This window comes from Bacillus cereus (assembly GCF_007678085.1).
Taxonomy (GTDB): Bacteria; Bacillota; Bacilli; order Bacillales; family Bacillaceae_G; genus Bacillus_A; species Bacillus_A cereus_BE.
Genome location: NZ_VEDW01000007.1, coordinates 1 through 14,099, shown reverse-complemented (window position 1 = coordinate 14,099; position 14,099 = coordinate 1). Strand labels below are relative to the sequence as shown.

Genomic DNA, 14,099 nt, shown 5'->3' with positions numbered 1-14,099 from the left:
TTTTCTTAATAACAATATTAAAACGCTTTCAATAGTAAAAATAGTTTTTGTAAGTTTTGTAATTGATTTTGTAATTAAAAAAAGTATAAGCGACTTATAATAAGTCGCTTATACGTAAAACTCTATTTTATTTTGGTCAATACATCTTAATTTACTCACCGGTCTCCCTACATGTTGATACACCATTTCGTTTTCTAATACTCCAATTTCAGTCAAAAACATTACATACTTTCGAATAGAAACCCTTGAAACACCAACTAATTGCGCCATTTCCTCTGTTGTAAATGCTCGTCCATTCAGCGACTCGATCTTCTGCCAAATTAATTGCATCGTTTGCTTCGTTAATCCTTTCGGAAGCTCTTTAGTGACAGTAGACTCTCTTTTTTCTTTTTGCAAAATTAACGAATCTAATTCCGATTGAGTAATTTTTTGTTGTTCTTTCATGAAAGTAAGTTTTTCTCGATATATAGTTAACGCCTTTTTAAATCTTTCAAATGTAAATGGTTTAATTAAATAATCTACTACGCCATATTGTAATGCTTTTTTAATACTCCCCATATCATGTACAGCTGAAATCATCATAATATCGATTTCTTTTTCTTGGTTCCGAATATACATTAAAAGCTCAAATCCAGTCTCTTCAGGCATAAAAATATCAAGTAATACTAAATCTACTCGTAATCCCTCTAATACCTCTATCGCCGATTTTACGGAGTTAACTGCTTGAATAAGTTCGAATCCTCCTACTTGCTCTAAATAATGCGTATTTAACATTGCTACCATCGGGTCATCTTCTACAATTAAAACTTTAATCATATTTGCCTCTCATCCCTACCTTTAGGTATTTCAATTGTTATCGTTGTTCCCTTTCCTACTAATGAATACACATGAATTTCCCCATTTATTCGCTGTATACTTTCTGTTACAAGATACAAACCATAACCACGGTTATCTCCCTTTGTGGAATAACCTTTCGTAAATAATGCCCCTATTTCTTCTTCTGGTATACCTTTCCCAGTATCTTGTACTGTAATGATTAATGTATCACCATATTGTATCTCAAGTTCAACTTGCTTCTTTTCACAATTCGTCACTGCCTCTAATGCATTATCAATTAAATTTCCGACAATCGTAATTAGTTCATGAATAATACTTTCATCATCTATTTCCGGCATGTAAGAGTCTTCACTTATGATTAATTTTATATTTTTCTCTCTAGCATAGCTAAGTTTCCCAAGTAAAAAACCAGCAAATACTGGACTTTTTATTCTTTCCATAACCCCACCAATTTCATATTGATGCTCTGATACCATACCGCTTATATACTTCTGTAATTCTTCATACTGCTTCATGTGTGTAAGCCCTAATACAACATGCATTTTATTCATAAATTCATGTGATTGTGCCCGTAATGCTTCCGCATATAGTCTAATACCAGTTAATTCTTCTGCTAATTTTCTAATCTCTGTTTTATCACGAAATGTTGCAATCGCACCAACTATTTCTCCTTTTACATATAAAGGAACACGATTTGTCACAATCGTAATTCCATAAATATTTTGTTCTTCGTTTAATTGTACCTCTCCCGTTTGTAATACTTCTTTTATACGTGAATTAGGCATATACAACTCAACATCTTTACCAATAAAATCTTCTTCAAGACCACTTTTCTTAAACAATCGTTTTGCCTCATTATTTATTAAAGTCACATGGGCCTCTTTATCTACAGCAATAATACCTTCCTTTACAGATTGTAGCATCGCATTTCTTTCTTCAAGAATTTTCGCTATCCTGTGAGGTTCAAGACCAAATAAACTTTTCTTTATATGTCTAGCTAGTAATATTGCTCCTATAATTCCGACTAGTACTCCAACTCCAACTCCAATATAAATAATATGTCTACTTTCCTTAACTCTCTCTTTTACATTATCTGCTGAAATACCAACGGCCACCGCTCCAAGTTGTTCACCTGTTTCAGAAAATATAGGTACAAACACTCGCATTGAAATACCTAAAGTTCCTTCTGCCAGCGATACATGTTCCTTTCCTTTCAATGCAGGCCCCTCATCTCCCCCAATAAAATGATGACCTATTTTTTGAGGATTTGGATGTGATTTTCTTATTCCATTCATGTCCATAACTACAATAAATTGAACACCTGTGTTTTTTAATATTCTATTTGTATACGTTTGGATTGCAGAAGTATCTGCTTTCCCAGTCAAACCATCGATCACAATCGAATCATTCGCCACAATGTGTGCAATTGTTTTTGCTTTCTCTGCTTGACTATCCTCCGTCGTCCGTTCTACATTATGACTAATTAATATATCTGTCACAAGTAAAGAAAAAATTACAACTGTACAAACTAACAATGTAATCGTTTTCCATAAATTCCATAGTCTTTTCCTTTTTTTCATCCCGTTAATGACTCCCCTAATTACTGAATAGAAAAATAAGTAAGGTGATATTATTTTCACCTTACTTATCTGCTGTTATTATACTTTAAATTTACTAGTCATCGCTTGTAGTTCTTCGGCCATCTCAGCTAAATTTTGCGAAGCTGAACTAATTTCTTCCATTGAATTCATTTGTTCTTCTGTTGAAGCAGCAACACTTTGCATACTAGCTGTATTTTCTTCTGCAGCCGCTGCAATTTCATCAATAGCATTTGTCACTTCATTTGCATCTCCAGCAATTCTCTTTGTTGTTTCCACCATTTGATTCACTTGAGAAACAATATGTGTAGTAGAACTTAAAATTTCCGTAAAACTTACTTTCGTTTTTGTTACAACATCAAGGCCTTGTTGAACTTCCCCATTCACATTATCCATCGCCTTAACAGTATGTTCAATATCAGCCTTAATTTCTGCAATTAAATTCGCAATCTCTCCAGATGATTCTCCTGATTGCTCCGCTAATTTCCTAACCTCATCTGCTACAATAGCAAACCCTCGGCCCTGTTCACCTGCTCTTGCTGCTTCAATAGCCGCATTTAAAGCTAATAAGTTCGTTTGAGTAGCGATGTTTTGAATTGCTTCAGAAATAGCTCCTACCTGCTTTGATTTCTCATCAAGAAGTTTAATAATAGCATCTGACTCAGATACCGATTTAGAAATAGACTGCATTTGTTTTGCTGTTTGTTCAACCAATTCTTCCCCTTCTTCAGCTCTTTCTTTCGCATGTAATGAGGAGATAGAAATTGATTCCGCGCTTCCATTTACATCTTGAATTGCAGTATTTACTTGTTGTAATGTAGCTGCACCTTCTTCAACACCTTGACTTTGTGATTCAGCCCCACCTGATACTTGTTCCATTGCAATTGTAATTTGATCTGTCGCATCATTTGCTTGCTGTACGCTCGCTGTTAACTCTTCAGCCGATGCAGCGACATGTTCTGCTGAAAAACTAATTTGAGTAATCACATCTTGTAAAGAGGCAGACATTTCATTAAATGAATTCCCTAATTTCCCTATATCATCATTGGAATGGATTGTAATTTTCTCTGTCAAATCTCCCTTGCTAATTTTATGTGCCGAGTCAGCTATTTTTCTTAATGGTCTTGTAATAGACTTTGTAATGAAATAAATTAATACACTACCAAATACAATAGCGATAGCAATGACAATCAAGGTCTTATAAAACACTGGATTCGCAGCTTGGGTAATTTCTTCGTCGAACATAACTCCAACTACTTTCCATCCTGTTTTCTCATTTGTTGCAAAGATTAAATTCTTTTTATCATCTTGTTCTGTATAAGACACATTTCCTTGTTTCTCTTCATAAATTGGTTTAATCCAAGCGTCAGTAACTTTTGCACCTGGTTTTCTAGATGGATGACTAACAATTTGCTTATTTTGATCTAAAATAACTGCATAACCTTTTTCACCAATATTAATCATTTTAGAAATTTTTAAGATGTTATCTAAATTTAAGTTAATTCCTATAACACCTTTACCATCTTTTACTTCTTTAGCAATTGTCACTACCATATTTTTGGTAGATGCTGATTGATATGGTGCAGTAACAATTACTTTCTCTTTATTTTCATGCGCTTCTTTATACCAAGATCTATCTGTTGGATTATATCCATCAGCCATTTGGATAAATGGTTCTCTTATAAACTTTCCCGTCTGCGTTCCAATATAAATGCCTTCTACTTCTGGATGAAGTTTTATATATTGTGCTAACTTCGTTCTTACTATTTCTTCTTGCCCATTTGGATATGTATCCTCTGTTAAGATGTCTGCAAAGTATGCTGCATCAACAAATTTCTCTTCTATATTTTGAGAAATAACAGTATTTAAAATCGAAATATTTTCCTTTGCTTTACCTGTGATTTGTTGTTCAAAATTTGTTTTGGCAGTTTGATATGAAACACCACCGATGATAAGTCCTGGTATAGTTAAAATAAGAAAAAATGAAATGATTAATTTTTTCTTGATACTCATACATTTAACCCAATTAAATATTTTTTGCATAATAAGCCTCCTTTATGTAATGTGGATACTTGTGTAATTTTATACAATCAACATATATAAAACAATATATAATGATAACATGTAATTTTTTTGTCAATTATGCATTTTTACATATTCACTACTTCTAAAGATTTAATCATAAAAAAATAAGAGAACTTCAGCTTATATAATAAGCTGAAGTTCTCTTATTTCTTAACAAAAAACTTACAATTCCTTACATCTCTTTCCTCACTACTTCATTTAGAGCTTTTCACATAACTAATCGCCTGACTCCCCATTTGCATCCATGCCTGTTCAAAGCTTTCTCTCGGTACTTTTACATCTAAACTATCACTTAGGGGATCTCGAATATATACAAATTCCTTATCATATCCAATAAGTACTACACAATGTTCATTATACGTAATAGAAACATCTCCACTATTTGTTTCCCATGTAGTAAATTCATCTTCATCTAATGGTGCAAATGTTGCATTTGTAATCATAACTACCGGTTGTCCTGATTTTATACTCTTATAAAGTTCTTCTATATTCTTCCCTGTTAAGTCTACAGCTTTATTAGGTAAATACTGTTTCGCTAATTGAAATAGTGGTCCATGATATACACCGTATCCAGATTCAGAAAAGGTATAAATATTCCCTACAAATCCTTCATTCGGATTCCCACGTACACCATCATTCATAAAATCAACTTTCTTTATTTCATTTGCTAATTTCATTTTATCCGCTTTAACACCTGCATATTGTAACAGCATCGCTAAACTTGTTACTTCGCAGCCCCTATCTAGCTCTGGTAATTGCTGAATTAAAGGTACATTTGATAAGATAACCTTTTCATCATTATTACTAAACTCCGCTTCTTTTCCGCTTCGTATATGGAAGAATGTTAACTTCTCCACATACTTTGGCATTCCATTTGTATATACATTCCATGCTGCTATAGCTAGTAAAGCCATACATATATACCACTTCCATCTCCGTATCACTCTCACGCCCCTTTTAGTTCGTTAAATAAGAATAAAACGCGTCAGCATCCGTGCGAATCACCGGTACAAAATTTAGTTCTTTTCCTTTTTCAGGCTGATCTTTTTTTATTTTTTCGGCTAATTCTTGAACGTTCATATTCGTTTTATCCATATTAAGCTCATCTGCCATTTGTAATACTTTTTGCTCATTAATTTCTTTTAATACTTGATATATATCTTTCCCATACAAATCAATATGATATTTTTTTGCTTCTTCCTGTACTTTTTGTTCATACACTTCTTGTGCTAACGTTTCTATCTCTTTTCCTTTTTGGGAAATACCTAACTTCTCTGCTTCCTCTCTTACTTTCGTTCCATAGATTTCTTCCTCAATGTTCTCCATTTCTTTTCCATTTGTCAAAATGCCTAATTTATCCGCTTCATCGTTAATTTTAATCGTATTAATTTGATTAATTAAATTTACAATCGTTGTATTCTCTATAGATATGCCTAGCTTTAACGCTTCTTGCTTTATTTTTGTTTCATAGATTTCTTCTGAAAGAGTTCCAACGTCTTTTCCTTCAATCGAAATTCCTAACTGTTCTGCTTCCCTTCCTACTTCCGTCTCATGGATTTCTTTTTCTAGCGTAATTTGTTCTTTCCCTTCCGTTTCAATCCCTAGATTCTCCGCCTTTTCCTCTGTATGTACCGCATGTATCTTCCCATTATTTAATTGTTCTTTGCTGCGCTGCTTATAATCTGTCTTTCCTTTTGATGTTTCAGAAGGAGAGGCACCGCCTAATATACTTAAACTCATTACTCCAATAGTGAATACTGTCATCATTTTCTTTTTCAAAATTAATTCCTCCCTCTTACACTTTCTTTTCCATCATTCCCTATACATAATGGAAATAACATTATGATCGATATAATCTGCTCAAATACCTTTTTATAATCGCTTCTTCATAGAGCGAACTTTCTGTATATCATACATGTTATAAATAGTTTCTTAACTTTCCCTTAAAAAAGACGACCTTGTAAAAACAAGATCGTCCTCTCACTTATATTCTTTGGTTTTTAGGAAGAATTACTTCAAAACAAGTGCCCTCTCCCCATTTGCTCTCTACTAATATTTTTCCATAATGCTTTTCTACAATCCAATTTGCAATTGAAAGACCTAATCCAGCTCCTTCTGAAGCACTTCTCGCTTTATCTCCTTGATAAAAACGATTAAATAGTTTTGGGATGTCCTCATCTTTCACTCCTATCCCATCATCTTTCACTCGTATACGAATCGAACTGTTCGTTTGCGTACAATCGATTTGAATATGACCACCTTCATTCGTATACTTCATCGCATTATCTAACAATATGACCATCATTTGATGAACTCTCTCTCTATCACCCATAAATGATATATTATGTTCTACTTTCAATATCATCGCTTTTTCTTGATATGACGCAATTTCCTTATATGGATCTACTATTTCTTCTAACAATGTATCCATCTCAAATGTTTTCTTATCCATCTCAATTTGATTAGAATCCGAACGTGCTAACAATAATAAATTAGCTACAAGCTTAGATAATCGTCTACACTCCTTTGAAATCGTAGAAATATCCATCGCTTTTTCTTCTATTGTCGCAGATGGTGATTGAAATAATATATCTGTTTTGGATTGAATAACCGCAAGTGGTGTCCTTAATTCATGCGATGCATCCGAAACGAATTGCTGCTGTTTTTCCCATGAATTTTGAATGGGTACGAGCGCCCTGCCAGCTAAAAAAAATCCAATTCCTATTGCACATAAACTTCCTACGCTACAACCTATAACAAGAATTAAAAATAAAGTATTTAACATGTCTTTTTCAGCTGTTATATCGCGTACGATTTGAACTATTTTTCCATCTTGTTGAAATGCAAATGTCCTAAAATATAGTCCTTGCACTTCTATATCTCGCAAAGTTCCTAATTTTTTTGGCGAAAACTTTTCCAAATTTTCTTCAAAGATCAAACGCCTTTTGCCGTTTTCAACACCTATCTCCACTGTGTTTCCACTCCAAGTTAACTCCATTATCCTTGGATCCCCAATTGGAGGATATCCCCTCATTTTTTTAGGTAGTTTTTTATCCTCTGCATTCTCTCTATGCTGAACGGCTTTTTCTATCGATTCATTTACTCCACTATAAATACGCTTATATGTATACGAATAAATAATACTACCTAATACGCCTATCAAAATGATAAATACTAATGAATTCAATATAGTTAATCGAATGCGCATCTTCTGAAACATACTTCCCTTTTTCATTGTTCTTTTAATATATATCCAATACCTCGAACGGTTTGAATATCTTTCTGATAACTGAATGGCTCTAATTTTTTACGTAAATGATGTACATACACTTCTACAATTGCCACTGTCGTATCTGAATCAAATCCCCAAACACGATCAAAAATTTGTTCACGCATTAAAATCTTTCCGCTATTTTGAACAAGGTACTCTAGAAGCTCATATTGTTTTAATGTTAGCTTCATACTTTGTCCATCTACTTGAACATCTTTATCTTTTCCAAACAGCTCAATCCCTCTATAACGAATAGTCTGCTTTGTTGTTAAACTACCGCTTCGTCGTAATAAAGCACGAATTCTCGCTTTTAACTCTGGAGCCTGAAATGGCTTAACGATATAATCATCGCCACCAAAATCCAAGCCTTTCACGCGATCTTCTAAAGAATCTCTCGCTGTCAAAAATAGGACTGGTGTTTCAATCTTTTCATCACGTATTTTTTGAATTACTTCAAAACCGTCCATTTCTGGCATCATCACATCAAGCAAAATGGCATCATATATATTTTGTAACGCTAGAAATAATCCATCTTCTCCATTCAATGCTGTATCTACTTCAAACTCATCGCGTAATATCTGGACAATAGACTCTAATAAAGAAGCATTATCTTCTACTACGAGTAAGCGCATATTCTCACCTTCCACCATATTGTTCAATTCTATTTATAATTACATTTTAACGTTTTTTTTCGATATAAAATTGGGAAGATTTATTATAAAAGCTCTTCCTTAAATTTTGCTTAATAAAAAATTGAAAGAAATAAGATTCCCCTCATCTCTTTCAACTTTTTACTACGTATACCTTTTTACTCGGCAATTCTAAACAATTTAACTGGCCACCATATACAGCACCGCCATCAATCCCTATAATACGATTACTACCAAAATACACGCTGCAATTCTCACTACCATGAAGTGTTTTTGTTTCCGTATGGCCAAATACAACAACCTTTTCGCCACTGTATCCATTATGAAACTCATTACGAATCCACATTAACTTATATGGTTCACATTCCGAAACTCGCTTCAATGGCTCAACACCAGCATGTACAAATATATACTCTTCTGTCTCAACGTAATGATCTAATTCTTGAATAAACTTTACATGTTCCTCTAAAACATGAGATTGTAACATTGGTTTTCGGAAGGCTTCCTCATTGACCACAATATCTTCTTCTACAAAGCCATAGCTGTATAAAGTCTTATCTCCACCATTCCTTTTTACCCAATGGTTCCATGAACGTTCCTCATCCGTCGTTAACGCTTTAATCATCATATCTTCATGATTTCCTTTTAAAACAAAGGCACCTTCTTCTTTTAACTCTTTTACCTTTTCAATTACAGCACGCGCATTTGGACCACGATCTACATAATCACCTAATAAAATTAATTGATCCTGTCTTACATCGTATTGAGCTTCTTCTAATAACTGTTCGAACTTTTCTATTTCCCCATGAATATCACTAATAACAAGAATTCTTTTCATATTATCCCCTTCTTTCTAAACCACTCTCTTTCTAATTATAGTTCAAAACAACAGAAATTTCTGAACTCATATTTATTACAAATAAAACGATTATCCTTACAACAATGTAAGTCTCTTGTCATCCAATTCGATAGTTACAATTGCTATATTTCCTTATACTAAAAGTAAGAAATGAAACAAAAAACAAGGAGAGATGAGACATGAAAAAAGTGATGGAAGTTGTAGTAGCAGTGGCAGAGGTTTTCGTAAATGGGAAACAAGTTGCAATGGAGTTAAACAAATAATGAAAAGGACAAGATTCATTCTAGACCCTTTACTCATATAAAAGAGATAAGACTTCTTCATTTTTTTGATCCCTTATCTCCTTGTAGAGAAAGCCGTATCCTTTTTCAGGATACGGCTTTCTCTTATTACCATGTTTCATTTACACACTTTATTATTCCTTTTACTATGTATCTATCCCCTCAAATAATTTTTTCAAAACAAAAATCCCATTTACATACACATTACTGAATCCATCATACGAAATGACTTCTTCATTCTGTCTATCTAAATGGGATTATTTCATACTTGTTATTCCACCTGTTGTGGTTGTGGCTGTATTACTTCATTTGCTCCAGCTACCCTCAACATATTCGCAATATCTTTAAAGCCTCTTTTTTCAGCATATTGCAATGGCGTAATATTTTCCTTATTGACCATATTTACATCTGCCCCGTGGTCAATAAGTATTTGAATTACTTTCTTATGATTTTCACTACCATTTCCTAATACGATTGCTTCTACTAAAGCCGTTCCACCACGAGCATTTCTATAATTTACATCAATATCTGTATGCTCTAACAATTCTTTTACGACTTCTACATGGCCACGTTCAGATGCAGAAATGAGTGCTGTTCCACCTGATTTAGTAATTTCTTTCGTATTAACCCCTGCATTAATTAGTAGCTTTACAATGTCCGTATATCCTTCTCTACTTGCATAAAGAAATGGATTACTTTGTTTCTCATCTTTACTTTCAATATTAGCACCTGCACCAATTAACGCTCTAACTGTCTCTACGTGATTTTGATACGTTGCTGCAAGGATAGGTGTTTCTCCGTTGTCACCTTCTACATTTATATTGGCTCCATCTTGAATCAGCTTCATAGCTGTTTCTGTGTCTCCAAGAGTCGCAGAAAGTAACAACTGTTTGTCCATTAAATTTATACTTTTCTCTTCTTTAGATTCTTCCTGTTCTTTATGCTTTTCTTTTTTCTTTTCATTTTTCACATGAACCGGTTTCGATTCTGGCTCCTCTTGCTTATCGCAAGCCACTACCGTCATTAAAAGTCCTAATAACATACATAATAAAATTTTTTGTTTTCTCACAACTACAGCTCCTATGAAAGATAATGTTTTCTTAACCATTCCTCCATCACATACAATAACTCTTCTTGATTACATTTATCCATAAGCCCTTTATATTCCTTCTTTAATCGGATTATCTAAACTTATACCTATGTTTCTCAACCTATATCAGCAGAGCAATTAGTTTAGCACGATTTTACCGCATTTGTATACATTTCTAAAAAGTACATAAATGATTGCTTTAGGTTACTATATTCCATTGTAACCGTTCTTCTAAAAATTTTACACCTTTTCTATATTTGCACCTGAGTAATAATAGAAAGAGACAACTATATAGTTGTCTCTTTCTATTATTAATGATGCCCACCGTGATTTCCCTTTTTCGGGTTCCCCATCATCTCTTTATTCATTTCCCATTTATGCTCTGATAACTCTTTATATGAAAGAACTTTCCCTTTATAGTTAGACACAAAATTCTCTGCATCCTTTTTATTTTCAAATGAAATGACATTATAAGCCATCGGTGTCGTTATTGTTTTATCATATACGTAAGTCGCATCTTCTAATGAAATCCACTCTTTCGAATCATAATCTCGAACAAATTTTTCTTTCGTCTTTTCACCTGGATTAATCTCCATCCATTTATACATACAACCGATATCATCAAACTTTAACGCTTTTCCATTTTCTAAAATAACTTCTGTTGCAAATTGATTATCCATTACCCCAATTTGGCAAATATCACATTTATCATGTTTCTCATCAATTGCCACAGCCTCTGCTTGTTTTTTACCACATCCTACTATTGTGAAGACAAAGAATAAGCATATAGCAAGCATCACATACTTTGTTCTCATTTCATTTCCTCCCTAACCATATTTTCCACTAGGAGAATATCAAAAATTTGTGTGAGATTTGTGAAAAAACAATGTTCTTTTTGTAATATATGGAACAAAAAAGATGTGTAGTCATATCTACACATCTCTCATCATTCACAACCTGTAATTAATAAATCGTCTTCTAACTTAACTAATAATGTATCTGTATTAATTTGCTGTCCAACAACTACATTTACTAATCTTATATTTCCACTGATACCGATCGCAACTTTTTGAAGTTCATCGTTATTTTTTCGGATCATCATTAATTTTTCCCACTCATATACGTAAGAAGATTCATTAACAAAAATCTCTTCTATTTTTCCTTCATAAGAACTATAAATCTCTTCCATTCTCGTTTTCATATAAAATCTACTCCCTATTTCGCACTTCAATATTTTCATCTTATTCTACCATTCTTACGGAGAGCAGCTTACTTTTTAAAAATTCAAATTAACTACCGTGAACAAAATGACCAAAATAAAAATTATGCTTCTAATGATGTTATTTTTCAAATTATTTACCATTTGAATGAACGATTTTATGATAAACAAAAAACATTTTTTCTGAATTTTCATTACATTTTGAAAGCGCAATCATTTTTGAGGGGGAGATTACATGTTAGCACTACTTGGATTTGCAATGGTATTTGTCTTTATGTTTTTAATTATGACGAAACGTATGTCAGCACTAGTAGCATTAATATTAATTCCAATTACTTTCGCATTAATTGGCGGTTTTTATGCAAATATGGGACCTATGATGTTAGAAGGAATCCAAAAACTAGCACCTACTGGTATTATGCTTATGTTTGCTATTTTGTATTTTGGAATTATGATTGATAGCGGTCTATTCGATCCTGTCATTAGTAGGATTTTGAAATTTGTAAAAGGCGATCCTTTAAAAATTGTTGTTGGTACAGCGATTCTTACGATTATCGTTTCATTAGATGGGGATGGAACAACAACGTATATGATTACTGTTTCCGCAATGTATCCACTATATAAACGTCTTGGAATGAATCCACTTATATTAGCTGGGATTGTTATGTTAGGAGCAGGAGTGACAAATCTTACACCGTGGGGCGGACCGACAGCTCGGGTTATGAGTGCTCTTGGACTAGACGCATCTGAGCTCTTTACACCACTTATACCAGGGATGATCGCTGGTGCCATTTGGGTCGTTTTCGTCGCTTACTATCTTGGCAAAAAAGAAAGAAAGCGATTAGGAATTATGGATGTACGATATTTAAAACAAATGCAAACGATGGATGAGCAAGCTGCCACAGTAGAAACTGCTGTTCATAAACGCCCTAAGCTTCTATGGATTAACTTTTTATTAACTGTTACCTTACTTGTCTGTCTCATACTAGAAGTTATGCCGTTACCTGTTTTATTTACAATCGCTTTCGCCATTGCTGTTATGCTTAACTACCCGAATTTAGAACAACAAAAAGAGCGTATTGCTTCTCACGCAGGAAACGTATTAGCGGTTGTTTCTCTCGTATTTGCCGCTGGAGTTTTCACTGGTATTTTATCAGGAACAAAAATGGTAGATGCAATGGCTCAAAGTGTAGTTACTCTTATCCCTGACGCTCTTGGACCACAACTACCAATTATTACAGCTCTTCTTAGTATGCCGTTCACATTTTTCATGTCCAATGATGCATTTTACTTCGGAGTATTACCTATTCTAACGAAAGCTGCCGCTGCTTACGGAATTAGTGCAGCTGAAATGGGACGCGCTTCATTACTCGGGCAACCTGTTCACTTATTAAGTCCTCTTGTCGCTTCCACTTATTTATTAGTCGGAATGGCCAAAGTTGATTTTGGTGAACATCAACGCTTTACTTTACTTTGGGCTGTTGGAACGACAATGGTTATGTTAATTACGGGAATTGTTATCGGAATTATTCCAATATAAGACGTAAAAAAACAGTAGAAGAAATGTAATTCTCTACTGTTTTTTTTGTTATGAAGAAACAAGAAAATACCTTCTTTCTGGTCTCCCAACACTCCCATATATAAGCTCCGCATGAACTTTCTTTCCAGATATTAAATACTCTAAATAGCGCCTCGCTGTTGATCGGCTTACCCCAACCATTGAGCTTAACACTTCTGCCGTAATACCTTCTTCATCTACTGTTAACATATGCTTTTTTATTTTTGCTAAAGTTAAAGGGTCTATCCGATACGATAAACTTAACTAAATCTATACAATTCAATCAAATTTACACAAGTTAGTGCTTCATCGTGTTCTCGCAGCCCCAAAGGGACGAGGGGTATAACACTCCACACGAGGCAGTATCGTTACCTCCTATTATCAAGCATTTATTTTACCCATCTTGATAAATTTATCGATGCATTTACATCCCTATCGTGATGGCTATTGCATGAAGCACAACGCCACTCACGTATTTTTAAACTCCACTGTCCTTCTGGTTGAACTGAATGGTCGTATTTTAATCCGCAACATGAGCAAATCTTACTTGAGGCGAACCATTTATCAGCTTTTACATACTCAATGCCATGCTTCTCGCACTTGTATGATAAACATTGAAAGAAGAAGTTTAATTTTTGAAATGAAAATGCT

Annotated in this window: 13 protein-coding genes and 2 pseudogenes; 1 reads left to right on the top strand and 14 read right to left on the bottom strand. The window is 33.9% G+C overall.

Annotated features, from left to right (window positions below; all coding sequences use genetic code 11):
• Positions 1-108 precede the first annotated feature (108 nt).
• From FS742_RS24430 to FS742_RS24380, 12 genes and pseudogenes are all read right to left on the bottom strand, one after another.
• Entirely contained in the window at positions 109-816 is a 708-nt protein-coding gene (locus tag FS742_RS24430) for a response regulator (protein WP_144615683.1), read from the bottom strand.
• Positions 813-2,417 carry a sensor histidine kinase gene (locus FS742_RS24425; protein WP_144615681.1) on the bottom strand — a complete coding sequence of 535 codons (1,605 nt, stop codon included), beginning with the start codon at positions 2,415-2,417 and terminating at the stop codon, positions 813-815. The genes FS742_RS24430 and FS742_RS24425 overlap by 4 nt, the downstream gene beginning before the upstream one ends.
• A 78-nt stretch (positions 2,418-2,495) precedes the next feature.
• The gene (locus tag FS742_RS28370; RefSeq protein ID WP_445958380.1) at positions 2,496-3,314 is read right to left on the bottom strand and encodes a methyl-accepting chemotaxis protein; all 819 of its coding nucleotides are present in this window, start codon (positions 3,312-3,314) and stop codon (positions 2,496-2,498) included.
• Positions 3,315-3,434: 120 nt separating this feature from the next.
• A pseudogene (locus FS742_RS28365) lies at positions 3,435-4,448 on the bottom strand (HAMP domain-containing protein); the annotation flags it as partial.
• A 266-nt stretch (positions 4,449-4,714) separates the two neighbouring features.
• Positions 4,715-5,464: a C39 family peptidase gene (locus FS742_RS24415; protein WP_144615677.1), complete on the bottom strand. Its 750-nt coding sequence runs from the start codon at positions 5,462-5,464 to the stop codon at positions 4,715-4,717.
• Between the two features lie 13 nt (positions 5,465-5,477).
• Entirely contained in the window at positions 5,478-6,299 is an 822-nt protein-coding gene (locus FS742_RS24410) for a transporter (RefSeq protein WP_144615675.1), read from the bottom strand.
• Between the two features lie 205 nt (positions 6,300-6,504).
• On the bottom strand, positions 6,505-7,740 hold the full coding sequence (locus FS742_RS24405) for a sensor histidine kinase (protein ID WP_144615673.1): 1,236 nt from the start codon (positions 7,738-7,740) through the stop codon (positions 6,505-6,507).
• Positions 7,741-7,751: 11 nt separating this feature from the next.
• On the bottom strand, positions 7,752-8,423 hold the full coding sequence (locus FS742_RS24400; protein WP_144615671.1) for a response regulator transcription factor: 672 nt from the start codon (positions 8,421-8,423) through the stop codon (positions 7,752-7,754).
• Between the two features lie 151 nt (positions 8,424-8,574).
• Complete coding sequence (locus FS742_RS24395) at positions 8,575-9,279, bottom strand: metallophosphoesterase family protein (RefSeq protein WP_144615669.1); 705 nt, start codon at positions 9,277-9,279, stop codon at positions 8,575-8,577.
• A 573-nt stretch (positions 9,280-9,852) separates the two neighbouring features.
• The gene (locus FS742_RS24390; protein WP_260869687.1) at positions 9,853-10,689 is read right to left on the bottom strand and encodes an ankyrin repeat domain-containing protein; all 837 of its coding nucleotides are present in this window, start codon (positions 10,687-10,689) and stop codon (positions 9,853-9,855) included.
• Positions 10,690-10,982: 293 nt separating this feature from the next.
• Positions 10,983-11,486 carry a nitrous oxide reductase accessory protein NosL gene (locus tag FS742_RS24385; protein WP_144615667.1) on the bottom strand — a complete coding sequence of 168 codons (504 nt, stop codon included), beginning with the start codon at positions 11,484-11,486 and terminating at the stop codon, positions 10,983-10,985.
• 131 nt (positions 11,487-11,617) lie between these two features.
• Positions 11,618-11,872 (bottom strand): hypothetical protein, encoded by a 255-nt coding sequence (locus tag FS742_RS24380; protein WP_144615665.1) that lies wholly within the window; start codon positions 11,870-11,872, stop codon positions 11,618-11,620.
• A 253-nt stretch (positions 11,873-12,125) separates the two neighbouring features.
• Between FS742_RS24380 and FS742_RS24375 the strand changes: the two genes are divergently transcribed.
• Positions 12,126-13,430 (top strand): CitMHS family transporter, encoded by a 1,305-nt coding sequence (locus FS742_RS24375; RefSeq protein ID WP_144615663.1) that lies wholly within the window; start codon positions 12,126-12,128, stop codon positions 13,428-13,430.
• Positions 13,431-13,478: 48 nt separating this feature from the next.
• Here the strand turns inward: FS742_RS24375 and FS742_RS24370 are convergent.
• Both FS742_RS24370 and FS742_RS24365 read right to left on the bottom strand, forming a co-directional pair.
• Positions 13,479-13,694: pseudogene (locus tag FS742_RS24370) on the bottom strand (response regulator); the annotation flags it as partial.
• Positions 13,695-13,837: 143 nt separating this feature from the next.
• Positions 13,838-14,099: zinc ribbon domain-containing protein (locus FS742_RS24365; protein WP_144615661.1), on the bottom strand; the 262-nt coding region annotated here is incomplete at its 5' end.